The 26941-nt window shown below is 68.1% G+C and carries 22 protein-coding genes; 21 read left to right on the forward strand and 1 reads right to left on the reverse strand.

Translation table 11 applies throughout. From position 1 onward, the window contains the following. Positions 1-54: 54 nt before the first annotated feature. On the reverse strand, positions 55-780 hold the full coding sequence (locus ACFXHE_RS02745) for a BTAD domain-containing putative transcriptional regulator (protein ID WP_379379117.1): 726 nt from the start codon (positions 778-780) through the stop codon (positions 55-57). Positions 781-1179: 399 nt separating this feature from the next. Between ACFXHE_RS02745 and ACFXHE_RS02750 the strand changes: the two genes are divergently transcribed. The 21 genes from ACFXHE_RS02750 to ACFXHE_RS02850 all read left to right on the forward strand — a co-directional run bounded on the left by ACFXHE_RS02750 (position 1180) and on the right by ACFXHE_RS02850 (position 26503). Further along, positions 1180-1776, forward strand: coding sequence for a TetR/AcrR family transcriptional regulator (locus ACFXHE_RS02750; RefSeq protein ID WP_379379119.1), 597 nt, complete (start codon positions 1180-1182; stop codon positions 1774-1776). Positions 1777-2018: 242 nt separating this feature from the next. Beyond that, positions 2019-2951 (forward strand): ACP S-malonyltransferase, encoded by a 933-nt coding sequence (gene fabD, locus ACFXHE_RS02755; RefSeq protein ID WP_379379121.1) that lies wholly within the window; start codon positions 2019-2021, stop codon positions 2949-2951. Between the two features lie 87 nt (positions 2952-3038). Then, a complete protein-coding gene (locus ACFXHE_RS02760; protein WP_379379123.1) occupies positions 3039-3464 on the forward strand; it encodes an acyl carrier protein in 426 nt (141 codons plus the stop codon). After that, the gene (locus tag ACFXHE_RS02765) at positions 3464-4243 is read left to right on the forward strand and encodes an SDR family NAD(P)-dependent oxidoreductase (RefSeq protein WP_379379125.1); all 780 of its coding nucleotides are present in this window, start codon (positions 3464-3466) and stop codon (positions 4241-4243) included. The genes ACFXHE_RS02760 and ACFXHE_RS02765 overlap by 1 nt, the downstream gene beginning before the upstream one ends. Before the next feature lie 21 nt (positions 4244-4264). Next, the gene (locus ACFXHE_RS02770) at positions 4265-4714 is read left to right on the forward strand and encodes a hypothetical protein (protein WP_379379127.1); all 450 of its coding nucleotides are present in this window, start codon (positions 4265-4267) and stop codon (positions 4712-4714) included. Continuing rightward, positions 4714-6018, forward strand: coding sequence for a beta-ketoacyl-[acyl-carrier-protein] synthase family protein (locus ACFXHE_RS02775; protein ID WP_379379129.1), 1305 nt, complete (start codon positions 4714-4716; stop codon positions 6016-6018). The genes ACFXHE_RS02770 and ACFXHE_RS02775 overlap by 1 nt, the downstream gene beginning before the upstream one ends. Continuing rightward, a complete protein-coding gene (locus tag ACFXHE_RS02780; RefSeq protein WP_379379131.1) occupies positions 6015-6512 on the forward strand; it encodes a 3-hydroxyacyl-ACP dehydratase FabZ family protein in 498 nt (165 codons plus the stop codon). The genes ACFXHE_RS02775 and ACFXHE_RS02780 overlap by 4 nt, the downstream gene beginning before the upstream one ends. Then, complete coding sequence (locus ACFXHE_RS02785) at positions 6509-7783, forward strand: beta-ketoacyl-[acyl-carrier-protein] synthase family protein (protein WP_379379133.1); 1275 nt, start codon at positions 6509-6511, stop codon at positions 7781-7783. Before ACFXHE_RS02780 ends, ACFXHE_RS02785 begins: the two co-directional genes overlap by 4 nt. An 18-nt stretch (positions 7784-7801) precedes the next feature. Beyond that, complete coding sequence (locus ACFXHE_RS02790) at positions 7802-10207, forward strand: beta-ketoacyl synthase N-terminal-like domain-containing protein (protein ID WP_379379135.1); 2406 nt, start codon at positions 7802-7804, stop codon at positions 10205-10207. Positions 10208-10220: 13 nt separating this feature from the next. Next, complete coding sequence (locus ACFXHE_RS02795; RefSeq protein ID WP_379379137.1) at positions 10221-11351, forward strand: 3-oxoacyl-ACP synthase III family protein; 1131 nt, start codon at positions 10221-10223, stop codon at positions 11349-11351. Further along, complete coding sequence (locus ACFXHE_RS02800) at positions 11338-11877, forward strand: ester cyclase (protein ID WP_379379139.1); 540 nt, start codon at positions 11338-11340, stop codon at positions 11875-11877. The genes ACFXHE_RS02795 and ACFXHE_RS02800 overlap by 14 nt, the downstream gene beginning before the upstream one ends. Beyond that, positions 11874-13097, forward strand: a complete 1224-nt coding sequence (locus ACFXHE_RS02805) for an FAD-dependent oxidoreductase (RefSeq protein ID WP_379379141.1) — start codon at positions 11874-11876, stop codon at positions 13095-13097. The genes ACFXHE_RS02800 and ACFXHE_RS02805 overlap by 4 nt, the downstream gene beginning before the upstream one ends. Position 13098: 1 nt before the next feature. Further along, positions 13099-13806 carry a bifunctional 2-polyprenyl-6-hydroxyphenol methylase/3-demethylubiquinol 3-O-methyltransferase UbiG gene (gene ubiG / locus ACFXHE_RS02810; protein WP_379379143.1) on the forward strand — a complete coding sequence of 236 codons (708 nt, stop codon included), beginning with the start codon at positions 13099-13101 and terminating at the stop codon, positions 13804-13806. Continuing rightward, entirely contained in the window at positions 13803-14768 is a 966-nt protein-coding gene (locus ACFXHE_RS02815; RefSeq protein WP_379379145.1) for an NADP-dependent oxidoreductase, read from the forward strand. The genes ubiG and ACFXHE_RS02815 overlap by 4 nt, the downstream gene beginning before the upstream one ends. Next, positions 14758-15165, forward strand: a complete 408-nt coding sequence (locus tag ACFXHE_RS02820; protein WP_379379147.1) for a hypothetical protein — start codon at positions 14758-14760, stop codon at positions 15163-15165. Before ACFXHE_RS02815 ends, ACFXHE_RS02820 begins: the two co-directional genes overlap by 11 nt. A 193-nt stretch (positions 15166-15358) precedes the next feature. After that, positions 15359-15793, forward strand: coding sequence for a DUF1772 domain-containing protein (locus ACFXHE_RS02825; protein ID WP_379379148.1), 435 nt, complete (start codon positions 15359-15361; stop codon positions 15791-15793). 66 nt (positions 15794-15859) lie between these two features. Then, complete coding sequence (locus ACFXHE_RS02830; protein ID WP_379379150.1) at positions 15860-17668, forward strand: BTAD domain-containing putative transcriptional regulator; 1809 nt, start codon at positions 15860-15862, stop codon at positions 17666-17668. Positions 17669-17670: 2 nt separating this feature from the next. Then, positions 17671-18174 (forward strand): DUF2505 domain-containing protein, encoded by a 504-nt coding sequence (locus ACFXHE_RS02835; RefSeq protein ID WP_379379152.1) that lies wholly within the window; start codon positions 17671-17673, stop codon positions 18172-18174. Next, complete coding sequence (locus tag ACFXHE_RS02840; RefSeq protein ID WP_379379154.1) at positions 18171-19103, forward strand: SDR family NAD(P)-dependent oxidoreductase; 933 nt, start codon at positions 18171-18173, stop codon at positions 19101-19103. The genes ACFXHE_RS02835 and ACFXHE_RS02840 overlap by 4 nt, the downstream gene beginning before the upstream one ends. Positions 19104-19108: 5 nt before the next feature. Further along, positions 19109-21295, forward strand: coding sequence for an MMPL family transporter (locus ACFXHE_RS02845; protein WP_379379155.1), 2187 nt, complete (start codon positions 19109-19111; stop codon positions 21293-21295). A gap of 609 nt (positions 21296-21904) precedes the next feature. After that, a complete protein-coding gene (locus ACFXHE_RS02850) occupies positions 21905-26503 on the forward strand; it encodes a hypothetical protein (protein ID WP_379379157.1) in 4599 nt (1532 codons plus the stop codon). Positions 26504-26941 lie beyond the last annotated feature (438 nt).

Consider the following 26941-nt stretch of genomic DNA (forward strand, 5'->3'; position numbering starts at 1 on the left):
GGGCCTTTTCCCATGAGCAGGGTTGCTCGGGCACGGCGCGCTCGGTCTCCGCGGTCAGGCGATCGAGCCCATGCGATTCGAGACGCCGTCGCGAGCCCGGCGGCCCGCACGGACCGGGCGGGAACCCTCCAGGAATTCACTGCCGAGCAGGCGATGCCGCAGCGACCGCGTGTCCTGGTTGGGATCGATTTCGAACTGCTCCCGCAGACGTTGCGCACACAGCGCGTACCACTGTTCCGCCTGCTGCAGCTCCCCGCGCCGGGCGTGGATCGTCATCAGTCGGCGAAAAGCCGCCTCGTTCGCCGTATCGATGGCCAGCGTGCGGCGGCACGCGTCGGCGGCGTCGGCGAGTTCTCCTGCCTCGAGCGCGTATTCGGCCAGCGTGTTCAACGCGCTCAGGATCATCGAACGCAGCCAGTGCCGGTGTTCGATCACCCAGCTGTCGGATTCGCCATCGAGAAACTCGCCCGAGTAGAGTGCGGCGGCCCGTCGATACAGGCCCAGTGCCTCCTCCCGCAGGCCCCGCGCGGCGGCCTCACGCGCGGCCGCCGTATACCGCTCGAATTCCTGGCAATCGACGATCACATCGTCACTCACGTCCATGATGTAACCGAAATCCCGGAACTCGATGCGCAGGTCTCGCCGTTCGGTTCCGAAGTGGGTATCCAACGTTCTGCGCAGGGCGTGCACCGTAACCTTCAACGACGTACTGGGCCCATCGATGTCCGGCCACAACAACTCTCGTAGCCGCTCCTTGCCCACAACGCTGTTGCGGTTCACGAGCAACACTCCGAACAGTGATCGAGCCTTGCTCGCACGCCACCGAACACAATCCGCACCGGAGACCGAAATGGCGAACTCGCCCATCAGTTTGACATGGATCGCCCGTTCACCAGATGCTCTCAATGAAACTCCTTGCGTCATGGGCGAACCGCAGAAATATTCAAATCTATTTCGCCACAATCCATCTCGCATCCCATTTCCGCTGGCGGCTATGTTCGCACGGCCAACTTGCCTGCGCAAGTGGATGTTTCGCAAATTGACTTCAGCCGCGAGACTTCTTCAAACGACCCACGAAACAGTAATGTTTCCTTCACGCCGCTACCTGGCCGATCGGACGAAAAGTCATGTTCCGCTCATGTTTTGCCGCCACGCCGAGTCGTCTGCGATCATGATCGCGTGTCCGAGCTAGGGCGCCTCCGACGCGCACCTGTGCAGTCGCGCAGCAGGGAACGTGTCGAGCGCATCCTGGACGCGGCACGGGAACTCGTGGACGAGCACGGCGTGGAAGCCGTGACGACCCGCGCGATCGCCGAGCGCGCCGCCGTGCCGATCGCGACGCTCTACCAGTTCTTCGCCAATCGGGAGGCGGTGTTCCGCCAGCTACTCGACCGCGACCTGGACCGGATCGACCGGCGGGTCGCGGCGGAGATCGAAACGCTTCGCGCGGACAGCATCCCGCACGCGATCGACCTGTTCGCCGCCGTGCATCGCACCCACTTCCTGCGGCATCTCGAATTCGTCGCGCTCTACTTCGCCTACGGCGACAGCGACGTGGTCCACGTCCATCAGCGCCGTTGCGCGCACTCGTTCGGCCACCTGCTGCTGAAATCCGGGGTGATGCCCGCACACACCGATCCCCGGGTGTTCGGGGTCGCGATCGCGATCGCCGAGGGCACCATCGAACACGCCTATCGGGACGCTCCCCGCAACGAGTGGGTGGTCAGCCAGGGCCGGCTGGTACTGCGGCTCTATCTCGAAAGCCACTGCGGCTGAGGCCGGATCGCGCCCGCCGACCCCTAACCCGGTCCTAACCGCCCCTGGTTAGCGTCGCGCCATGTCCAGTTACCGCACGAGCAGCGGCCGGCAGAAAAGCGGGCGTCGCTCAGATAGTTACTGCGTGTTTGGTTTTCCTCGAGGACTGCTCGAGCCGGGATTCACATACTCGGGGCGAGAACAGCGACGTTCGGGATTTGTCTCGCAGTAGCCGTGGCTACCGGCAGGATTCGGAAGACAACATGAACGCCAATGTGATCGCCATGTTTCCCGGCCAGGGTTCCCAGCGCGAGGGCATGGCCGCCCACCTGATCCGGGAACACCCCGGCACGGCGGGGGTGGTATTCGAGCGCGCCGACGAGGTGCTGGGCCTGCCCCTGGGCAAGCTGTGCACCGAGGGTGACGCGGAACAGTTGCGGGCCACCGAGATCGCGCAACCCGCGATCCTGGCCACCTCCTTCGCGATCTTCGAGGTGCTGCGCGCCGAGGGCTTCTCCCCCGACATGGTGACCGGGCACAGCCTCGGCGAGTTCACCGCCCTGGTCGCGGCCGGGGTGCTGGACCTCGCCGACGCGCTGACCCTGGTGCGACGCCGGGGCGAGCTGATGGCGGAAATCGCCGCGGCGATACCGGGTGCCATGACGGCCGTGTCCGGGGTGCCGGCGGCGCGGATCGAGGAGATCTGCGCGGGAGTGGCGGGCGTGGTCGAACTCGCCAACTACAACGCACCCGATCAGTCGGTCATCTCCGGCACGGCGGACGCGGTGGACGCCGCCGTGGAGTTACTGCGCGAGGAAGGCGCGGGCTCCTTGGTCGCGCTGCGGGTCGGAGCGCCGTTCCATTGCTCGCTCATGGCCGCGCTGGAGGAGCGGTTCGCGGCCGACCTGCATCGTGCCGAATTCCGCGCCCCCGCCATCGATGTCCTCAGTTCCGTTACCGCGCAGAAGATTTCGAGCGGCAATGATGCCCGCGACCTACTGCGCCGACAGCTCACCGCCCCCGTCCGCTGGATCGAGGTGATCGGCACCGCCGCCGATCTCGGCTGCACCGACTACCTCGAGATCGGTCCCGGACGCGTGCTGTCCGGGCTCGCCAACCGCATGCTGGACGCGGCCACCGTGCGCAGCACCCAGGACGCCCGCCGCATCGCCGCGGCCATCGCCGCCTACGCCTGATCCGCCGAATCCGGCCGATCCCCACCCCTGTGGCGTCCCGCGCCCAGGGGACCCAACGGTGTCCCCACCACGAAGGAAGAGATAACCATGCCCGAAACCAGCACCGATTTCGCTCCCGCCGTCATCGACGCGATCGCCGACGCCCTGGGCATCGACCAGTCCGAGGTGACCCTCGGCGCCACCCTCATCGACGAGCTCGGCGCGGAATCCATCGACCTGCTCGACATCCTGTTCCGCATCCACCGCGACACCGGCGTGAAGATCGCCGTCGCCGATGTCCAGGAGCTGCTGCAGGGCGGTATCCCCGACGACGAGTTCGGTGACGAGAACGAGATCGTCTCCGACATCGGCCTCGCACACCTGGAAAAGGTGCTGCCGCAGTTCGATCGGACCAAGCTGAACGGCCCACTGCGCGGTGAGCAGGTGCTCGGCCTGGTCACCGTGCGCAATCTGGTGGACCTGGTCGCCCAGCGCGCCGCTGCCGGTCCGGCCGACGCCGAGGCTGTCGCCTGATGTCCGGCGACTTCGCCGGCCGGGTCGCGCTGGTCACCGGCGCGTCCCGGGGCATCGGGCGGGCTGTGGCCCTGACGCTGGCCGGTCGCGGCGCGGCCGTGGCCGTCAACTACCGCTCCCACAAGGACGAGGCCCTCGAGGTGGTCGCCGAGATCGAGCGCTCCGGCGGGCGCGCGGTCGCTATCGGGGCCGATGTCGCCGACGGCGGCGCGGCCCGCGATCTGGTGGAGCAGACGCGAGAACAGTTGGGCGGCTTGCACATTCTGGTCAACAACGCGGGCATCACCCGCGACGGCCTGCTGCACGACATGGATCCCGAGGTGTGGTGGGAGGTCATCCGGGTGAACCTGGGTGGCGCCTTCAACTGCACGCATGCCGCGGCCGGGCACCTCATGGCCCAGGGCGAGGGGGCGATCGTGAACGTGTCGTCGATCATGGGCGAGAAGGGGCTCACCGGGCAGTCCAACTACTCCACCTCCAAGGGCGCGATGAACGCCTTCACGCTGGCCTGCGCGGTGGAGATGGCCCGGTTCGGGGTCCGTGTGAATGCCGTTCTGGGCGGCGTGATCCCGACCGATCTGATCGGTGACCTGCTGCAGCGCGACGGCGGGCGCGGGCGCACCCATGTCCCCATGCGCCGCTACGGGACCGTCCAGCAGGTCGCCGAGGCGGTGGCCTACCTGGCGAGTCCGGCCGCCGACTACGTGACCGGCGAGTTGCTGCGCGTGGACGGCGGACTGGCGGTGCAGCTCAGCAATGGCCGCCTGGTCTCCCGCTGAATCGGAAAAGGAGTGACTGCCGTGCGATTTCATCTCATCGACCGCATCGAGTCATGGGAACCGTTGCAGCACATCACCGCTCGCAAACTCACCTCGGTCTACGAGAACGTCTGGCAGCCCTCCGCCGGCGGCCCGGTGCTGCCCTTCGGCCTCGCGCTGGAGGCGCTGTGCCAGGCCGGCGCCTGGCTGGTGCTGCTGAGTTCGGCGCACACCCGCCGGGCCGCGCTGCTCACCGTGGGTGAGGTGACCGTGTACCGCGACGCGGTGCCCGGTGACGTGCTGCGCATGACCGCACAGGTGGTGCACGCGACGCCGGAGGCGGCGGTGGTGGACGGCTGGATCGAGGTGAACGGCGAGCGAATCCTGTTCGCCCGCAACATCATGTGCGCCCTCATCGAGGCCGATCGGCTCGACGATCCGGTCGACACCGAACGGATGGCGCGCCAGCTGCTCGGCGAGGAGCTGGTCTGATGAGTGCCACGAACGCGGCGGGACTGCGGCGGGTGGCCGTGACGGGCGTGGGAGCGGTCACCCCCCTGGGCGTCGACGCGCCGACCACCTGGGCCGGAATGGTGGCGGGCCGCAATGCCATCGGGACATTGACCACTTTCGACTGCACCACCTTCCCGGTCCGGATCGCCGGGCTGGTGCCCGACTCCTTCGATCCGGCCACCGCCGTCCCGGCGGCCGCCGACCGGCGCTGGATGTCGCGGCCGGGGTTGTTCGGGCTCGCCGCGACCGGCGAGGCCCTGCGGTCGGCGGGCCTCGACCCGCTCACCGAGACCCCCTACGCGCCGTCGGATCGCGGTGTCGCCATGGGCGCGAGCGTGGGCCGCCCGGATCTGAACCTGGTGCTGAAGGTATCCGAATTGCGTTCTCGCACCGGGCAACCCGATGCCTTCGTACGGCCCGCGCCGTCGGCGACCCTGACCGGGAATCAGAACCTGGCGCTCAATGCCATGGTGCGGCTGATCGGCGCGACCGGGCCCATGGTGGGCATCCACACCGCCTGCGCCGGCTCCGGGCACGCCCTCGGCGAGGCGTTCCGGCTGATCCAGGAGGGCGATGCCCGCATGATGGTGGCGGGCGGCTACGACTCGCTCACCACCTGGGCCGACATTCTCGGATTCGGTCTGCTGGGCGCGATGACCGACCGCTACAACGACAATCCCGCCCAGGCGTCCCGGCCCTTCGACGCCGACCGCAGCGGGTTCGTCATCGGCGAGGGCGCGGTGGCCTTCGTCCTGGAGGATCTCGAGTCCGCGCTGGATCGGGGTGCGCCGATCCTGGGCGAGTTGCTCGGGTACGGGTCCACCATGAACGCCTGGCGCATCACCGACTCGCCACCGGACGGCTCGGGCGCGATCGAGGCCATGGAGTCCGCGCTCGGCGAGTCCGGCTTGGGCACAGCCGATATCGACTACATCGCCGCGCACGGCACCAGCACGCCGGGCAATGACGTCTCCGAGACCCGGGCGATCAAGAAGGTCTTCGGCGACGACGCGCACCGGCTGGTGGTGTCCTCCCCCAAATCCATGACCGGGCATCTCACCGCCGCCGCGGCGGCGCTCAATCTGCTGGCGGCGCTGGGCGCGCTCCGGGATTCGGTGGTGCCGCCCACCCTGAATCTCGACACCCCGGACCGGGCACTGGATCTCGACTACGTCCCCCATCGCGCGCGCTCCATGCCGGTGCGCGCGGCCATGATCAATGCCCTCGCGTTCGGCGGTTCCAATACCTGCCTCGTGGTGGGCACACCCCAGGAGCTGCCATGACCGCGTCCTACACCGTGCCCACCGCACTCCCGACGCCCGCCGAAGTCCCGGCCGCGGGTATCGGCACCCCGGGATTCGATCGAATCCTGGAGGTGAGTCCCGGAATTCGCGCCGAGGCCCTGCTGAACGTGACCGGCACCCTGCCGTTCTTCGACACCCATTTCCCGCGCCGGCCCATCCTCCCCGGCGTGCTGCTGACCGAGAGCATGATCGCGCTGGCCGTGCTCGCGGCCGGTGATCCGCTGCTGCGGCTGCGGGCCGCCGACGGGCTGCGCTTCCGGCGCTTCGTGACGCCCGGCGACCAGGTGCGCATCACCGTCGAAACGGCCGGTGCCGGCCCGGATCCCGCCGAATCCCGGTGGAAGGCCACCGCTCGCGTGGGCGAGGCCACCGTCGCGGCCGTCCGCACCCTGCGCCTGGTCCGCGGGCCCGTCGCCGAGGTAAATGGGCACACCGCGGAGGCGAATGGGCGTACCGCCGAGGCGAAGTCGTGAACGCGCGGCGCGTCGTGATCACCGGGATCGGTCTGGTCACGGCGCTCGGCGAGGGTGCAGACGACACCTGGTCGGCGATCGTGGCCGGGCGCACCGCCATCGGCCCCCTGCGCGCCTACGATCCGTCGCCGCTGCGCACCCGGCTCGGCGCGGAGATCCCCGACTTCGACCCCAGCCGGTTCCTGTCGCTGCGCTCCATGCGCACCTCCACCCGCGGCGACCAGTACGGCGTCGCGGCGGCCACCCTCGCGCTGCGGGACGCGGGACTCGAGGAACGCGACCTCGGCCACCGCACCGGCCTGTATCTCGGTGGGAACAAGGACATCTGCCAGCGCGACGACTCGATCGCCGATATGGAGGCCATCCGCGGCGCGGACGGCGGACCGGACATGCGGCGGCTCGGGGAGCTGGCCCGCTCGATCGTGCCGCCGCTGGCGTACGTGGAGGGTTTGCAGAACGGCGGGACCTACCACATCTCCTCGCTGTTCGGCCTGCGCGGACCCAATGCCTTCTATGCGGGCGCGGCGGATTCCGGGGCGACCGCGATCGGGCGGGCCATGCGGGCGATCCGCCGGGGCGAGGCCGATATCGCGGTGGCGGGCGGGTACGACGACGCCACCAACTGGTGGGCCATGGCCAAACTGGACGGGCTCGGGGTGCTCTCGCCACGCAACGACCTGGGCGGCAAGGCTTTTCGCCCCTTCGACAGGGAGCACAGCGGTTCGGTCATCGGTGACGGCGCGGCGATCCTGATCCTCGAAGAGCGTGATCGGGCACTGCGACGCGGCGCGCGCTGTTATGCCGAGCTCGCGGGCTATGGCATGGGCAACGACTGTGTGCGCGTACCAGCCTCCGATCGGGACGGACGGGGACTGGCCCGCGCCATCTCGACGGCCCTGTCCGACGCCGGAGCGCCGGCGGTGGACGCCGTGTTCTCCCACGGCTGCGCCACCGCGCTCGGCGATGCCAGCGAGGTGCGCGCCCTGCGCACCGCCCTCGGTCCCGAAGCCCACAGAGCCGCGGTGACCAGCGTCAAACCACAGACCGGTCACCTGGTGGGCGGAGCCGGTGCGCTCAATGCCGCACTCGCGGGACTGGCCCTGGACTCCGGCGTCGTGCCCGCCACCGGCAACCACGAAACACCCGCGCCCGGCTGCGATCTCGACATCGTGTCCGGCGCCGCGCGCCAGGCGAATCCGCGGGTCGCGCTGGCCCTGGCTCGCGGCCTGGAGGGCCAGGCCGTGGCGCTCACCCTCACCGCATCGAACTGACCGACAGGAACTTCGGCCATGCACGAAACCCCCCATCCCGCGCCGCACCGGCGCATCGTGATCACCTCGCTCGGTGCGATCACCGCGCACGGCGTCGGCGCGGAGGAACTGTGGCAGCGGGTGCGCGGCGGCGAGGTGGCCATCCGGCCGCTGCGCGAGCTCGCGGTGCCCGGACTCGCCGGAGCCATCGGCGGCGAGATCCTCGACCCGCCGCGTCCCAAGTACGACTATCTGACCCCGCTGGGCCTCACCGACCCCGAACCCGCCGTCGACTACGCGCTCATCGCCGCCGAGGAGGCCATGGCGGGCGCGGGTCTGGGCGTGCTCGAGGACGGCGCGGAACCGAGACCGGACGCCCTACCCGCGCACCGGTGGGGAGTGGCATTCGGCAGCTGCAACAGCGGAATCCGCAGTGCCGAGAAGGCGGTGCGCCGCGCGGTCGCCGCCGGCCGGTCCGTCGACGCGGACGGGCTCGGTCTCGGTGACGACCGGCATCTGCTGCTGGTGCCGCCACAGTTCTGCGCGGAGGCGCTCAGCGCGGCATTCGGACTGAAAGGTCCTGTGCTGTCGGTGAATACGGCGTGCGCGTCCAGCGCTCATGCGCTGGCGCACGCGGTCGAACAGATCCGCGCGGGCCGGGCCGACGCCATGCTGGTGGGCGGCAGCGACGCGCTCACCGAGATGGCGTACTACGGATTCACCAGCGTCGAATCGCTGTCCGCGCGCCCGGCCCGGCCGTATTCCCGTGATCGCGACGGGCTTTCGCTCGGCGCGGGCGCGGGCATGATGGTGCTGGCGGCCGCCGAGGTGGCGCTGGCGGCCGGTGCGCCGATCCTCGCCGAGGTGCTCGGCTACGGCATGTCGGCCGACGGCTACCACGCCACGGCCCCGCATCCGCAGGGCGCGGGCGCGGCCCGGGCGATTCGCGCGGCCATCGACACCGCCGGTCTGGCGCCCGAGGATGTGCCCTACATCAACGGCCACGGCACCGGCACCCCGAAAAATGATGCGGCGGAGAGCAATGCGGTGCGGGCCGCACTGGGCGAGGCCGCGTCGACGGTGGTGCTCAGCAGCACCAAGTCCATGATCGGCCATCTGCTGGGTGCGGCCGGGGCGGTCGAGGCCATCGTGACCATCCTCGGGCTGCGCGATGAAATGGTCCCGCCAACAGCCGGTTTCGCCGAGACCGACCCGGCCTGCGGCCTGGACCCCGCACCCGAGGCGCGGGCGCTGCCCATGCCGGTCGCGGCGTCGAACAACTTCGCATTCGCCGGAGCCAATGCCTGTGTGGTGTACGGCCGGCCCGGTACCGCCCGCACCGATCTCGACCCCGTCGCCGCCGACGAGGTCGTCGTCACCGGGATCGGCGTGCTGATCGGCGGGGCATCCGATGCCGATCAACTCTGGGACGCCTGGACCGGTGACACCGTGACGACGGAGCCGCACCAGGGATTACGGCTCGCCCGCGTCGGCACCGACCCGGGTGCCGATATCCCGGCCAAGGCCCGCCGGCGCATGGACCGCCTCGGGCAGCTGGCGGTCGCGACCAGTCAGCAGGCGCTCGCCGCGGCCGGACTCACCGCCCACGAGGGCGTGGGTGTGGTCGTCGGCACCGGTATCGGGCCGATGAGCAGCATTTCCCGATTCTTCGAACCGACCGTGCTCGGCGGACCCACCCAGGGCAGCCCCGCCATCTTCCCCAACACCGTCTTCAATGCCGCCGCCGGACAGGTGGCCATGGCCTTGGGGGCCAAGGGCCCGACCTCCACTCTGACTTCGGGCCACGCCGCCGGGGCCGCCGCCCTCGGGACCGCGTTCGACCTGCTGCGCGCCGGACGCGCGGACGCCGTGCTGTGCACGGGCGCGGACGAGCTGTCCCCCTACGCTCTCGACGCGTACCGGGGTGCGGGGCTTTTCACCGGCCGCCACGGCCGGGGCTTCCGGCTCGCCGAGGGCAGCGTCACCCTGCTGCTGGAGCGGGCCTCGGTGGCGCGGCAGCGGGGCGCCACCCCGATCGCGGTGCTCGCGGGGTACGCGACCACCTCCGATGCCCTGGGCATCGCCCGGTGGGATCCGCGCGGCCGCGGGATGGAACGGGCCATGCGCGACGCCCTGGCCGCGGCCGGGGTATCCCCCGCCGACCTCGCCGCCGTCTGGACCGCCGCGGCGGGCCTGCCGGTGGTGGACGGCCCGGAGCGGCGTGCCATCGACCGGCTCGGTCTCAGCGCGAATTGCGCCCGGCCCGAGCCGAAGCGGGTCCTGGGCGATCCCATCGGCGCGGGCGCGCAACTGGCCGCCGCGCTGGCCATCACCGCCTGGCAGCGCGGCGGCGACCACGGCCCGGTGCTGGTCAACGGCTCTTCGCTGGGCGGCACCCACACCAGTTTCGTGCTGCGGCATCCCGCCGCGGTCATCCACTCGTGAACGGAGACACCACATGCCGAATCCCGAACCACGTCACGTCTCGATCCTGGCCACGGGCTCGTTCCTGCCCGGCGACCCGATCGACAATGCCACCCTGGAGCGCCTGTGCGGCGCCCTGCCCGCCGAGGTGCTCGACAATATCCAAGTACGCCAACGGCATTGGATGATCGATCCCGCCACCGGCAAGCACGGCACAGGCACCAACACCATGGCCGCCACCGCCGCACGGCGCGCCCTCGCCCGCGCGGACATCGATCCGGCGGAGGTGGACCTGCTGGTGGTGTCCTCGGCCAGCCCCGAATACCAGCTGCCTGCGGTGGTCACCTACGTCCAGGAGCAATTGGGCCTGGCGCACTGCGCGTCCATCGAATTCCGCGCCGCCTGTACGGGTTTCGTGCAGGGGCTGGACTACGCGCGGCGCATGCTCGCGGACGGCACCTACCGCACCGCCGTGGTGATCGGCGCGGAGGCGATCTCCCCGCTGCTGGCCCCGATGTACCTGGGCATGGACCCGGAGTCGGTGCGCATGCGTGACCGGCTGGTCATCAACTCCTTCGGCGACGGGGCCGGGGCGGTCGTGCTGCGCGCCGGGGGGCCGGGCAGCGCCGACCCGAACGGCGAATTCCAGTTCGCCACCGCTTGTTTGGGCGGCGACCGCAAGCCCGGCATGCAGATCGTGGGCGGCGGCACCCACGAGCCCGTGGCCGATCAGGCCAAACGCAAGCGCCTGGTGGAGATGAAGCTCGATGTCTCCGGGACCGCCACCTTCGGGCCGAAGGTCTTCGTGGCGGGCATGCGCGACATGCTGAACCGCACCGGGCTCACGGTGGCCGAGATCGACGCCTGCGTGCTGCCCGAGGGCAATGCCGACTACTTCACCGCCGAATTCGACGCCGCCGGAGTCTCTCCCGAGGACCAGGCGGTGCTGGCGAAGAACATCGTGGAGAACCTCGCCACCGTCGGCGCGACCGGCTCCGCCGCCGTGCCACTGGCCCTCGACGAGGGCTGGGTACAGGGCCGCGTCCGGCCGGGCGACCGGGTCCTGCTGCTGGCCGTGGAGGCCAGCCGCTACCTGTACGCCGGCCTGTCGCTGCGCTGGGAAGCGCCCGCGCCCGGTGAGGAGACCGCGAATGTCCACGCCTGAGCCGGTTTTCACCCCCGAGGACAATGCCCGCATCATCCGGCGGGTGTTCGACGAGTTCGTCAACGCGGGCGACTTCTCCGTGGTCGACGAGATCTACGCGCCGGACATGGTCGATCACCAGCCCCTGCCCGGCGCGCCGGAGGGCACCGAGGGCGTCAAGTACACCATCGCCGGTCTGCGCCAAGGCTTTCCGGACCTGCACGTCACCATCGAAGCGCTCAGCGCGCACGCCGACCACGTGGTCATCCACAACACCTGGCGCGGCACCTTCACCGGTGAGTTCCTGGGAATGGACCCCACCGGGGAACAAATCGAATTCCACGGTGTCGTGGTGTGGCGGCTGGCGAAGGGGCTGATCGCCGAGCGCTGGGGCATCGGCGTCGAGTCCTCCATGCTGGAGGCGCTGGGCCTGGGCTGGCTGATGTCGGGCGCGTTGGCCCGCAAGGGCCGACGCCGCGGCGGCGGGATGGATCTCGCGGACCTGGCGGCGGCCGCCACCGCGCTGACCGCGACGGAACAGCCGTGACGGCCCAACCGTTCACCGTCCTCATCTCCGGCGGCGGCATCGGCGGCCTGGCCGCCGCACTCGCCCTGCGGGAGCGCGGCATTCGCGTGCGGGTGTTCGAGCGGGCCACCGAACTGCGCGATGGCGGTGCCGGACTGCACATCTGGACCAATGGCACCATCGCGCTGCAACGGCTGGGCGTACTCGACGAGGTGCTGGAAACCGCGCCGATCCAGCACATCACCCACTTCGGCACCTGGCGCGGTGACCTTTTCGGCGCGTGGCCGGTCGGCGACTTCGTCGACCGGTACGGCGCTCCGACCATCGCGGTCGAACGCTCGGTGCTGCATCGGGTGCTCAGCGCTGCGGTGTCGGCGTATCCGGCCGGCACCGAGATCCGCACGGGCGCCGGAGTTGCCGGCTTCGAGCAGGACGACGCCGGCGTCACCGTGGAACTGTCCGACGGTGAGCGGGTGCGCGGCGACGTCCTCATCGGCGCGGACGGCATCAACGGCGCGGTGCGCTCCGGACTGCTCGGCGAGCGCCCGCCGCGCTACACCGGCTACATCGCCTGGCGCGGCAAAGCCGAACTGCGACACGAGAAGATCCCGCCGGGCACCTTCCACGCGCTGTTCGGTCCCGGTACCCGCTTCACCTTCTACGACGTCGCCCCTGGCGTCGTGCATTGGATGAGCGTCGCCAACGGCGCACCCGGCGGCCGCGATACGGGCGACGTCCGGGCGATGCTGCTCGAGCGCCATCGCGGCTGGATGCCGCCGATCGCGGACATCCTGGAAGCCACGCCGCCGGAGGCCATCATCCGCAGCGATGTCCTGGACCGGCCGCCGGACCGGCGCTGGGGGTCCGGCCGGGTCAGCCTGCTCGGCGACGCCGCCCACCCGATCACCTTCAATATCGGCCAGGGCGCGTGCCAGGCGCTCGAGGACGCGCTGGTGCTCGCCGAGGAACTGGACCCCATCGATCCCGTGAACGCGTTGCGCCGCTACGAGAAACAGCGCCGCGCCCGCACGGCCGGTCTGCAGCAGGTCGCCCACCGCATCGGCCGACTGGGCGCGCTGGAGAACCCCCTGCTCATTCGGCTGCGGGAACTCGGCATGCGCGCGGTGTGGCCGCGGCTGGTGTTCCGGATCGCCGAGCGCGACCAGATCGCCTACGCCACCCGCTGGCACACACCAGCGAAACCCCTGCCGGACAAGAGTTTTCAGACAGACGGAGCATGACATGAAGCAAACCCAGACGGAGAGCGACTTCTTCGGCGACTTCGCCGAATCCTGGTGGGACGACGATTCCGCCATGAAAGGGCTCACCTCCTTCCAGCGCCCGCGCTTCGAGTACTTCGACCGATTCGTGAGGGACTGGTCGGGCAAGAAGGTTCTCGACGTCGGCTGCGGCGGCGGCTTCACCACCGAGTTCCTCGCCGGGCGCGGGGCCGTGGTCAGTGGGATGGACCCGTCCGCCCGCCTGGTCGCCGCTGCCCGCGCGCACGCCGAGGCCACCGGCAAGGCCATCGACTACGCGGTCGGGCGGGCCGAGAAGCTGCCGTACCCCGACGCCGCCTTCGACGTCGTCACCTGCGTGGACGTGCTCGAGCACGTCGACGATCCGGCGCTGGCGGTCGGCGAGATCGCCCGCGTGCTGCGCCCCGGCGGAATCTTCTGCTACGACACCATCAATCGCACGCTCATGGCCCGGATCGTCATGATCTGGATCCCCGAGTACCTCACCGGCATGGTGGCCCGCGGCACCCACCATCACCACCAGTTCATCAAGCCCGCGGAGCTGCGCCGCCACCTCGACGCGGCGGGCCTGACACCGCTGGCGAAGCAGCGCGGGCTGACCATTCTCGGCAAGCGGCGCGACGGCAACCTGCTCATGTTCACCACCCCGGACCTGTCCTCCACTTACATCGGCGCGGCGGTGCGGTCGTGAAGGCGGTCTTCTACCGGCGCTACGGCGACGCGTCGGTCCTCGAATACGGCGAACTGCCGGTGCCCAAGATGGCGCTGGACGGGGTGCTGCTCGACGTCAAGGCGGCCTCGGTCAACCCGATCGACTGGAAGGCGCGCGAGGGCTATCTGGATCCCTTCGCCGACACCGTGTTCCCCATCGTCCCCGGGGCCGACGTATCCGGGGTGGTGCGCGAAATCGGCATCGGCGTGACCGAATTCGCCGTGGGCGACGAGGTCGTCGGCTGTGTCCGCGAGGACTATCTGAGCCGGGGCGCCTTCGCCGAGGTCATGCCCGCCCCGGTGCGAGCGCTCGCGCTCAAGCCGCCGAATCTGGGCTGGGCCGAGGCCGCCGCCATGCCGCTGGCCGCGCTCACCTCCTACCAGGCACTGGTGCGGGTGCTGGATGTGCGACGCGGCGAGACGGTGCTGGTGCACGGCGCGGCGGGCGGCGTCGGCAGCGTCGCGGTGCAGCTGGCGGTGCACCTGGGCGCCCGCGTGATCGGCACGGCCAGCGACCGCAATCACGCCTTCCTGCGCGAACTGGGGGCGGAGCCGGTGAATTACGCTGTGGGACTGGCTGATTCGGTGCGGTCGCTCGCGCCGGCCGGGGTCGATGTGCTGCTCGACGCGGTCGGCAAGCGCATTCAGCGCACGGTGCTGCCGCTGCTCGCGCCCCACGGCCGGTTCGCCTCGGTGGTCGATCCCAAGGCCCGCGAACTCGGCGGTGCGTACGTGTTCACGCGACCCGACACCGGGGACCTGCCGGTGGTGGCCGCGCTCGCGGGCAAGGGCGTGTTCCGGGTACCGGTCGGGGCGGTCTACCCGCTGCCCGACGCCGCGCAGGCGCACTTGCTCAGTCAGGGCGGGCATGCCCGCGGAAAGGTGGTGGTCGCCGTCGACGTGGCCGCCTGTGCGGAGGAAAGACCTTACGATGAACGGTAATTCGATGCTCGCCCGTCGTACCCAGGCGATGGTGCGGCAGGCGGCGTGGTCCCAGGCACTGGCCCGCATCGCCATCGGCACCGGCATGCTCACCGCGCCCGCGGCCGTCGCGAAGTCCTGGTCCGGTGAGTACGACGAGGACGCCTCCTCGCTGCCGACCCGCGCGTTCGGCACCCGAGACGTGGTGATCGGGCTCGGCACCGTCTGGTCGCTGCGGCGCGGACATCCGGTGCGGCACTGGTTCGTCCTGGGCGTCGCGCTCGAACTGGTGGATGCGACAGTGACGCTCAACAAGCGCGCACGCCTCGGCCGCACCGGGCCTCCGGACACCTGGGAGTTGCTCACCGCGGCCGGATTAGCGGGGGGAATTATGGTAGCCGCGGCCTTGCGCGAGTAATACCTGACCAGCTCCACTTATATCGGATCACAGCCCACACCGGGCGGGAACTGGCCATCGTGACAATCACAGCTCGGTGAAACCTGTTGTGCCGCAAGGTGCAACATACTATTCACGACACCTTGCGACGATAACTACGCCGAGGATTCTTCCCATGAATTATTTCTTACTGTCCGCCATCGGAATTTCAATCATGACGACGGCTGTGGTCTACGGGACGGATTTTTTCTGCGCCCTGGTGCTGCGCACGGCGCTGGCTCGCATCGACGACCGCGCGCTGACCGCCGCCACCGGACGCATTCACGAGGTCGCCGACAAGCGCATGCCCATTCCCGGCGCCGTCGGCGTGGTCGCGGCGGTCGTCGCCACCGGGGCCGCCTTCCTGGACGGGAAGGCGGTCGCGGGCATTCTCGCGGCGGCGGCCGTGGTGGCCCTGGCCATCTGGCTCGGTATCTACGCGCGGGTCAGCGCGCCGGTCAACAAGGAACTCACCGCCGCGGTGCTGGCCGACCGGGTGCCGGTCGACGTCCGGGACCTGCAGCGCACCTGGGACAGCGTCATCGTGGTCCGCGTGATCCTGCAGGGAATTGCCCTGGTCGCACTATTTCTCGCGGCGCTCTCGGTGTAATCGAGTGCGCCGCACCACAACCCGCCCGCGCGTTCGCGCGCGACGGCGGGAAACGAAGGCGTGGCAATGATTCAGTTCAAACTCCTGGGACCCGTGCAGCTGCACGTGCACGGCAAGATCGTGGACCTGGGTCCGCCCCGGCAGTGCAGCCTGATGGCCGCGCTGCTGGTGGATTCGGGCCGGCCGCTGTCGATCGACACCCTGATCGACCGGGTCTGGGGCGACTCCCCGCCGGCCGCCGCGCGCGACGCCGTCTACACCTATGTCGCCCGGCTGCGCGGTCTGCTCACCGAGGCCACCTCCGGCACCGGCGCGGACCCGGTCCAGGTGCACCGCGGCCCCGGCGGCTACATGCTCTCCACCCCGCCGGAATCGGTCGACCTGTGGCACTTCATGGATCTGGTCGACCGGGCCCGCGCCACCGACATCGACGATCCCGATCGGGTCGAGCGGCTGTCGGCGGGGCTGAACCTGTGGAACGGCAGTGCCATGACGGGTCTGGACAGCGAATGGGCCCGGCGGCTCAGCGAATCCCTGCACCGGCTCAAGCACGAGGTGACCGCGGACTGGGCCGACGCGGAGATCAGGCGCGGCAATCATTCGCTGGTCATCAACCGGCTGCACACCACGCTGCTCGAGGATCCGCTGGTGGAGGGGTTGCAGGAGCGGCTGATTCGCGCCTACTTCCTCAATGGCGAGACCGCCCAGGCGCTGCGGCAGTACGAGCTGGCGCGCCGGCTCATCGCCGACGAACTGGGCGCGGACCCGAGTCCGGGGATGCGGGATCTGCACAGCCGCATCCTGCGCGGCGACCTGCCCGAGCTGGACGCACCGGCCTACCCGCCGCTCACCGTGCGCGCCGAATCCGGTGGCCTCCGGCCGCACGGCCTGGCCCTCGCGCCCGATACGCTGCCGCTGGCTCCGCTCGGATTCAGCGGCCGGGACACCGAATTGGCGACCCTCACCGGCATGCTGACCGACGATCCCGCACCGCGGCCGGTGCTGGTGACCGGCGGCGCGGGGGTCGGCAAAACGGCGCTGGTCCTGCAGGCGGCGGACTGCCTGCGCGACCGCTTTCCCGAAGGACTGCTGTACGCCGACCTCGCCGAGGGGCCGTGCACCACCCCGGAGACGGTGCTCGGACGGCTGCTCACGGCGCTGGGCATACCGGCCGACGCCATGCCGAAGTCCCTGGCCGAGCGGGTCAATCTGTACCGGGCGCGGCTGGCGCATCGGCGGGTGCTCGTCATTCTGGACAATGCCGCCACCGAATCCCAGGTCATCCCGCTGCTGCCCCCGGGCGGCGTCGGCACCGCCCTGATCACCAGCCGATTCGCCCTGGGGCTCACCACCGTTCGCACCTTCGTCCTGCACGAGCTGTCCCGCACCCAGGGACTGCAGATGCTGGTCGCCACCGTCGGGCGCGCCCGCGTGCTGCCCGAATGGGAGGACGCCGGGACGGTCGCCGACCACTGCTCCGGCATTCCGCTGGCCTTGCGCGCCGTCGCCTGCCGCATGACGACGCGGCCCCATTGGACCTTCGCCCACATGCTCGCCCGGATCAGCGATGAACAGCGCCGCCTCGAAGTGGTGTCGTATCAGGCACTGGACATGCGCGCGAGCCTCGATCTCACCTTCGACCGGCTCGACCCCACCGCCGCCGGACTGTTCCGGGAGCTCGGTCGCCGGATACCGGCCGGAACCGAGTTCACCGCACCGGCATTGGCCGATCTGCGCGTCGATCAGGTGGAGGACGCCCTGGACCGGCTCGTCGACGCCTACCTGCTGTCCGAGGTCGGTCGCGACGATGCCGACCGCACCCGCTACCGAATGCTCGACATCCACCGCATCTACGCCAAGAACCTCGGAGACTGATCATGTCGCGTTCCGTGCAACACACCACCCCCTACCCGTACCCCGACACCCTGTTCCATCGCGTCCTCGGCTCCCGCGATTATTGGGAGCAGCGCATTCGCGAAATCGACGGTCCCGACGCGGAATTGGCCGCCTTCGATGCCGCGGGCGGCCTGGCAATGGTCACCGTGAACACCGTCATCCCGGCCTCGGCGCTGCCCGGTCCGGCCGCGACCTTCCGGCCCCACGGGGTGCGCTACGGCTACAGCGAGTCGTGGAACGAACCCGAGGACGGCGTGGCCCGGGGACGGATGCAGGGGCAGGTGGAAGGCATGACCATCTCACTCACCGCCGATCTGGTGGTGCGCCGCACGGAGATCGGTTGCGAGTTCACCATGTCGGGCTCGATCGAGGCGCGAGTTCCCCTGATCGGCAGGCTGATCGAGGCCGATATGAGCAAGACCTTCGCGAGCACCGCCGCCGCCATCGACGAATTCACGATGAAGTGGCTGGAGAACGCGGAATGAGCGACCCCGTGCTGATCACCGGGGCGACCTCGGGCCTCGGTCTGGAGACCGCGAAATGCCTGGCCGCCGCGGGTATTCCGCTGATCCTCGGATGCCGTGACCCACAGCGGGCCGAGACTGCGGTTCAGCGGATCCGCGTGCACGCGCCCGATGCCGGGATCGAACTGGTCGAACTGGAGCTGGCCTCGCTCGATTCGGTCGACGCGGCCGTGGCGGAACTGCGCCGCCGGAAGAATCCGCGGCTGGGTGCGGTGGTGTGCAATGCCGGCCTCCAGATCGTGGACCGCGTGCGGACCTCCCAGGACGGCTACGAACTCACCTTCGCGGTCAATCACCTCGGGCATTTCGCGCTCGTCACCGGGTGCGCCGATCTACTCGCACCGGGCGCACGGGTCATCGTGGTGTCCAGCGATGTGCACCAGGGACCGCGCAAGTCCATGGGCTTCCCCGCGCCGCAATGGCGTCACCCTGGCCAGCTGGCGGACCCGGACGACCAGCGGGACTCCGGTGTGGACGGCCGAATCCGTTATGCCACCAGCAAACTCGCCAATGTCTATTTCACCTATGAGCTCGCGCGGCGTTGGCACGACCGGGGTATCACGGCCAACGCCTTCGATCCCGGGCTGATGCCGCAGACCGGGCTGTCGCGCGGCTACCCGACTGTGGCGCGCATCGGATTCCGTTTCCTCGCGCCGGTTCTCATCAAGGTCATGCCCATTGCCCGCACCGTCACCCGGTCGGCGGCGGACCTCGCCTGGCTGGTCACCGCACCCGAACTCGCCGACACCACCGGTAAATACTTCACGGGGGCGGCGGAGGTGCCCAGCGCACCGGAGTCCTACGACGAGGAGCGAGCCACCGAACTCTGGCGGGTCTCCGAAGATCTGGTCCGGGCCGCGCGACACGTGCCGCCCGCCGAATGGCGGTGAGCCCCATGCTGACTCGAATCGCACTCTTCGCCCAGCGCCGCGCGCGGGCCGTGCTGGCGATGGCGGGGCTGGCAGCCGTGCTCTGCTACGCCGTCGGCTGGTCCGCGCCGATGCACCTGCAGTCCGGTGGCTTTCAAGCGCCCGACTCCGAATCCACCTGGGTGGAACAGTATCTCGAACAGCATTTCCCCGGTGCCGCACCGAACGTCGTGCTGTTGCTCACCGCGCCCGACGGCATCGACGGCCCGGCCGCCACCACGGTGGGACGGCAGCTCACCGATGAACTGCGCGCCGATTCGGATCTGCAAGGCGTGCAGTCGTATTGGAGCGTCGCAACCGAGATGCGGCCGGCCTTGCGCAGCAAGGATCAGCACAGCGCCGTCATCGTGGCCTTCGCGCGCGGCGATGACACCGCCGCGCCCAAGGTGGCCGACGCCATCGCCGAGAAGTACAACGGCACCCGCGACGGGGTCGGGATCCGGGCGGGCGGTGAAGCGGTCGCGCTCGCCCAGATGAGCCGCCAGGTGACCCTCGATCTGGTGCTCATCGAATCGATTGCCGTCCCGCTGGCCGGTATCGCCCTGGTGCTGGTGTTCGGCAGCCTGATCGCCTCCATGCTGCCGCTGCTGGTGGGTGTGGTGACCGTCGGCGCGGCGCTGGCGGTTCTGCGCGGGCTGGCCGCCGTCGGGCATGTCTCGATCTTCGCGTTGAACATGACCACCGCGCTCGGGTTCGCGGTGGCGCTCGACTCCAGCCTGTTCATGGTGAGCCGGTTCCGGGAGGAGATCGCGGCGGGCGCGGACACCGTCGAGGCCGTGGTTCGCACGGTGCGCACGGCCGGGCGCACCGTGTTGTATTCCGGTCTGACCGTGGCCCTGTCGCTGTCCGCGCTGCTGGTGTTCCCGCTGTACTTCCTGCGCTCGTTCGCCTACGCGGGGCTGGCCGTGCTGGCGGCGGCGGTATTCACCACGCTGCTGGTGCTCCCGGCGGCCCTGGCGCTCATGGGTTCCCGGGTCGACGCCTGGGATGTGCGGCGGTTCCTGCGCCGCCGTCTCGGACGCCCCGACCCCGTACCCGTTCCCGTCGAAGACGACCGCTGGTACCGCTTCGCCATGGGTGTGATGCGCCGTCCCGTGCTGTGGATCACCGCCGTGGTGGCGGTCCTGCTGCTGCTCGGATCGCCGTTCCTCACCGTGCGTTTCGGCTGGGCCGACGATCGGGTGCTCGCCGCCGGCTCCAGCCGTGATGTCGGCGACGCCTCCCGGTCCGACTTCTCCGAGAACCTGACCGCGGGCATCCTGGCGATCCTGCCCGATGATCACGGCGACACCGCGGCGGTCGGCGACTACGCGAAGACGCTGTCCCAGATTCCCGATGTCACGTCGGTACTGTCCAGCGCAGGGGCCTACGCAGGCGGATTCCAGGCGGCCGGACCACAATCCGCACTGACCGGGGACGCGGGCACGTACCTGCGGATCGGCACCCGCCTCGACCCCTATTCCACGGCGGCGACCACTCAACTCGACCGCCTGCGCGCGGTCCCCGCCCCGGGCCGGGTGCTCTTCGGCGGACCGGCGGCCCGCAATGCCGACTCGGTGTCCACCCTGGCCCGGCGAGTTCCCCTGGCGCTGAGCATTATCGCGGTGTCCATGTTCCTGGTGCTGCTGATGTTCACCCGCAGTGTGGTGCTGCCGATCAAGGCGCTGGTGCTGACGGTGCTGTCGCTGGCGGCCACCTTCGGCGCGATGGTGTGGATCTTCCAGGACGGACACCTCTCGGGCGTACTGGGATTCACCTCGACCGGCTATCTGGTCCCGACCATGCCGATCCTGATGTTCTGCCTGGCATTCGGCGTATCCATGGACTACGAGGTGTTCCTGCTGTCACGCATTCGCGAGGAGTATCTCGCCTCCGGCGCGACCGGTCGCGCCGTCGCCGTCGGAATCGCCCGCACCGCAAGGATATTCACGGCCGCAGCGGCCCTGCTGGCCATCGCCTTCGTCGGCATGGTGTTCTCCGGGGTGTCCTTCGTCCAGCTCTTCGGCCTGGGACTCACCCTGGCCGTGCTGGTCGACGCGACGATCATCCGCACCATCCTCGTCCCGGCCCTCATGCAGACCATGGGCCGCCTCAACTGGTGGGCTCCGGGCCGGCGGCATCCGGAACCAGCCGAAGTGGCCTGCAGCCCGTAGGTGTTGAAATCAGCAAGGCGGCGCTGTCTGAGCCTGCCGACCGCCCGGATTCATGCATCGCAGGAAAAGCAAAAGAGCCGCAGGTCATTGACCTGCGGCTCTGTCGTTCGGTGGACCTGACGGACCAGCATACGAACCGCGTGGTGCTGGTAGAAGGACCTGACATCGCGATTCGCAGTGGGATCCCGCCTACAAAACGCGACGTATCCACCACGTCCATAGCGACATAAGCCAACGACTGGATGAAACGCAGTCGCGACTCGCTGGTGTCGCGAAGGCGACGACCTAGGTGGGCGGGGAGGGCGCAGCTATCGCGCCGGGAGCCGGGGGTGACGCGCCACGATCCACCACCACCCCTCCTCCTTGATGAGCGCAGAGCGCGGCCATGGCCGGTTCGATGTCGCCATCCGCCGCGACCGTCCGTGCCGCCTTGTGCACGTCCGGGTGATATCCGGCCGAGGAAAGTTGAAAGTGCCGCCACCTAGGCCGACCCCCGACTGTCCCATCCAATTCGCCAGTCTCGCAAGCGAAACGACAGACGATGGGACCGGCTGTCGGTGCCGAACCGTAGCATCTGGAACGTTGGCCTCGTGAACTCAAGGAGCACAAGTGGCGGGCGAACCATCGGAACCGTCCAGCCGGTACCTATACGAACGTCTCGGCAAGGAACGATTCCAAGAACTGTGTGCCGCGTTGCTGAAACATTGCTACCCTGACGCGACCTGCTATCCGGTCGGTGAGTCAGACGGCGGACGAGACATCACTCTGGACCGGGATGCGGTGATCTTCCAGGTCAAATGGTCGAAACGGCAGCCTCCGAACCCGGCGACCTGGTTGAACCAGGCGATCAGTAGGGAGACGCCCAGCATCCGTCGGCTGGTGGCGGCCGGCGCACGTGAATACATCCTCATGACCAGTGTCGCTGGGACCGCCACGCCCGACATCGGGTCGATGGACAAGCTGGTGAAGCAACAGCTCGAGACCCACTCGAAAGTCTTCGGCATCATCATGCGATGCGAGTGGCGTGCGGATATCGACGCTCGAATCGCGTCGGCACCAGAGGATCTCGTGTGGAGCTTTCCCGAGATGCTCGCAGGAACCGAAGCTATCAGATATCTGGCGGAGACCGGGCCGAGCGACCAAGCCATGGAATTTGGCTGGAACCTTCTGGACCGCCTAGCGGTTGCACTGCGAGACCGTACCGGTTTCGCGCTGAGCGGGCCCGAAGGAAATCTGGAGATCGACCGGGTCGAGGCTCGACACTCACTTCTCGACACGCTTCTGAACGTGGCGGGCGAACCGAGTGTCGTCATCGTGAGCGGCGAGCCGGATATCGGTAAGTCGGCACTCACCGTAAAGGTCGCCGAAGAACTGCGATCCCGAGGCGGCTGTCTGGCAACGCTCAGCCTGTACGACCTCCCCGAGACTATGGTCGAACTCGAAACTGCTCTGGGTACAGGGTTTTCGGAAGTCCTCGCCAGTCGCCAGGCCGAGCACTCACTCATCGTGATCGACGGTGCCGAGGCAGTTCTGGAGGGCAAGTCCGCTCTACTGTCACAACTTGCAACCGCTTCCTTGCGCGCTGGATTCGGCGTCGTCGCAGTGACTCGCACGGATGCCACCGTTGCCGTCGCCGACAGTTTGTCCATTTCACTCCGAGCTACAGGCATACCGCGCCCGTGCCGCACACATGAAGTGCCACTGCTCCTCCCATCGGAGCTGCTGGAGATCGCCGAGTACTTTCCACGATTGTCGGGACTGGCCGATCAGCAACGTCCAGGATGGGTGTTTGGCCGCCTCGGGCTGATCGACATGTTGTTACGCAGTGGCGACGCCGCTGCACTGCCCGACCGCCCCCTGTCCGAAGCGGACGTCTTCTCCGCCATTTGGAGCCGGGTCGTACGGCGGCCGACCGCTGCTACCCGCGATGCACGGCACTACACCCTCCTTATGCTCGCACGTCGCCGGCTGTTGCCTGATTCGCCGCCGGCATCGGCGGTTGAGGTCGAGGCATTGCCTTCGCTACGCATGGACGGGTTGCTGCTCCGCAATACCGACGACAGAGTGTGGAGTGCGAGCGAGGACTTCGCGAACGATCTGATCCGCGACTTCGCAGTCGCGATGTTGATCCTGTGTGACGGGTGGTCCGTGTTACGAGAGGCGGGAGCACCGCGATGGACACTGCGTGCTACTCGACTGGCCTGCCAAGTTACCTTCGCCTCGCCTCGAACAGAATTCAATGCCGAATACGCGCGGTTGCTGACGATCTTCCGCGACCTAGCGAAAGAATTCGGACGTCGCTGGGCTGAGGTCCCGTTGGAAGCTGTTCTCACAGCGGGTGATTCCCGTCCTATGATGGAGCACGTCTGGCCGGTATCACCGGATGAGGACCGTCGAGATCTGATTCGTCTTGCCGTGGATCGGTACACGTACGAAGGCGTCGGCGACCCCGCCATTTTGGGCCCCCTCGTCGATCACGCATACCTCCGGATTCCTCTGGAGGACCGAAGCGTCCTGTGGCCAGGATCCTCCGTCGAGCACCTGGTCCTCGCCTGGCTACGCGGCCTACTACTGGCCGAAACGGACCCTTCGGGTCACCGCACTCAAGTACGCGCTCTGACGCTGACGCACGAGTGGCACCTCAACGATTCCTTTCCCTCGGAGGTGTCGGCGCTATTGGGACCGGACCTGGACGAACACGCCGAGAGGTTCCTCCGCGACCGAGGCGCAACACAAGGAATACAGCCTTTCGGCATGCGCCGAGTACTCGAATCACGTTGGGCAACAGAATCATTGGCATCCAACAACCTCGCACTACTCGCAGATATCACCGAGTCTTATTACTGCGGAGGCGCCACACTCGCCCCGCCCGTGAACAATCTCGCACGGATTCTGCTCGATACCGCTGATTGGGTTCCTGGCCCGTTTACCGCCATGATCGGGGCCGACCCGGCCGTTGCCATCCGAGTCGTCCAGACCCTCTTGAATGACTTCGCGAAACGCGACGGCGAAGAGCGCGCAAAACACATCTCCAGCGAGATCAACGGTGCCGAGCTGGAGTTTCCCGATGGCGTGCGCAGGTTCTGCTACGGCAGCTTCAGTCATTGGGATATGCACTGGGGAATCGACTTTCGAGCCGCCCACGAACCGGCATTCGCGGGATTGTCAGCATTGAAACGCTATGCCGAATCGCTGATCGAGTCCGAGGTACAACCGATCGGGCGTGTCGTCGAAATGCTGCTCGGCAACTGCCACAATCTCGCGATGCCGGGATTAGTGGTCTCGCTACTGATAGACCATTTGGACCAGGTCCAGGACGAGCTGGACTGCTGGCTCCGACAGCCCGAGGTATGGAATCTGGAACGACACGGCCTTCTGAGCCACAGGTTCATGACGAAAACCGAAGGTGGCCAGGAGCTTCTGGCTCAAAGAACCGAGGTCACCCTTTCTGTCGCTGTCTGGAGACTGGTGACCGCCGCGCTCATTGGCCGCTCTGACGAATATATGCAACTGCTCGGAGGAATCGGTGCGGAGCTCTTGCAGCGTAGCGAGCGCCTGACTCAGCAGGATGCCGAGTACACACGCGCCTGTGCAGCCTTACTCGACGCCGGCAACTACCGGCTCCGAACGGACAACGATGTCGTCGTGGTCGTCGATCTCCTGACGACACTGCCCGCACTGGTCGAGGTGCCCGAAGAGCAGGAGCCCAGCTCCGACGAAATATCGTGGCAGACAATGAATCGCATCGGGCTGCGATACATGCTCGGACGCGAGGACGTGCTCCCCCACATCGCCGGCGATCTGCGAACAGTCCGCGCTCTGGAATGCGATCTTCCAACGGTCGACTCCGACAAGACCATACGAAACACTATCGCGCAGGTATCCCTGGCCGCAGTGGTCGCCCACGCCAGATCCGCCATTCGATTCGGCGATGACGATATTCATTGGGCCACAACCCGACTCCTGGCGGCCTCGGCCGACCAGTTCATGCCGCGGCTCGGGTTCGAACACACGTTGTCCGGACTGGCAAGCAGTCCCTCGACGAGCCACGGTCTCCTCTACTTGTTCTCCGCGAACTTCCATCACGTACCGCTCGATTTCGAGTGTCTGAACGACGCTCTCGAAATGTGTGTGAAGGAACCGCTCAGCAATTTCGGAAAGGCCCTCGAGGACGGAACATCGGAACTTTGGGAGGCACCTTGTCGGAACACAGGCACGACGCGTGGATGCGTACATCAAATGGCGATGGCATCGATCGAGTCATGGATCTGCCACCACGCGCCGGCCTATGGCGACAGGGGGTCAAGCCTCTGGCTTATGCCGCCGACCGAGGCGCTGTCTCGCACCGAGCGGCTCGATCTGGGAGCCTTGGCCGGGCCGATCACCGCCTGCTATCAGGCAGCCGAGAGCCGATGCTGCGTCAGTGAACAAGCCTCGGTGTTGCTCAAAGCCATGCTGATGATCCAACGCAGGATCAAGGCACCAGTCCGCACAACTACCTCAGAACCACCGTGTGCCGTCGGTAAAGCCGTGCCCCACGTGCTCGCGTCCGAGGCCGTTCAGGGCCGGGTCGAACTGCTGCGAGAACACTTGAAGGCATTGGCGAACTCTGGCGCCGCCCTGCAGGAGGTGCTCTACGGCCTGGCGTGGCAGGCAACCCACAGAGCGGAAGTACGCCGTGCCCTCCCGCACATTTGGCCCGGCATCATTCGGATCGTGCTCGACTCGCGCACTGGATCGAACACAGCGAGCGACGAGATCGCTTATCTCCTTCCAGCCCCGACAGCCGAGGAAGACAGCGAGTGGTCCGAGGAATACAGATTGCACTACCGGCCGCCGGAAATTCGACGACCGGCCGAGGTTGCCGCCGAGGCGAGTAAAGACTGGATAACCCCAGACCAACTGGGTTCACTTATCGATGAGTGGGTTCAGATGGCCCGAGGGAACGCTCAAGCCGTCGATCAGCTTGTGCTTTTCGCTCGAACCACAGATGTCACATGGCAAGCGACAGTTGCACTGCGCTTGATGGAGGCGCTGATCGACTACAAGAGTCCGTATCGCTGCAAGCATATTCCGCAATGGCTGACCGAGATTCGCCGGGCCGTCACTCCAGGCTCCGATGCCGCAGCAGCCTTTCTACGAATAGTCGACGCACTGGTCGCCCACGGCGACCGACGTGTCGTGCAACTGCAACTCGAAGCCGAATGAACGAATTACGAACTGGGATAACTCGTCGCCGAGCAACTCGCGACCAACAGCACCACCGTGGTGCTCGGCTGCCGTGGCACCGTCAAAGCCGACCTCGCAGTACCAGCGATCAGCGCACGAGTTGCGAGTACTCGGGTGCGGTGGATGCGCTTGAATCAGGCGGATCTGTTCTCGCTGCCTGCGACAGTAGAAGCCCTCGGTCTCGACAGACTGGACGCGGTCATGCTCAGTGCGGAGTCTTGTCGGAATTCGATCGTCACGTGAGCGTCCCGAGGCATGAATGATGTTCGCGGAAACCGTCTCGGGCCCCGCGGGGACAGTTCGCAAACGGCCGAATTGGTGGACCTGACGGACCAGCATACGAACCGCACGGTGCTGGTCGACGGGCCGGACATCATGATCCGTGCGGTGGGCACCCGGCAACCGGTCGGCGGTGAT

Source organism: Nocardia sp. NPDC059229 (assembly GCF_042754165.1).
GTDB lineage: Bacteria > Actinomycetota > Actinomycetes > Mycobacteriales > Mycobacteriaceae > Nocardia.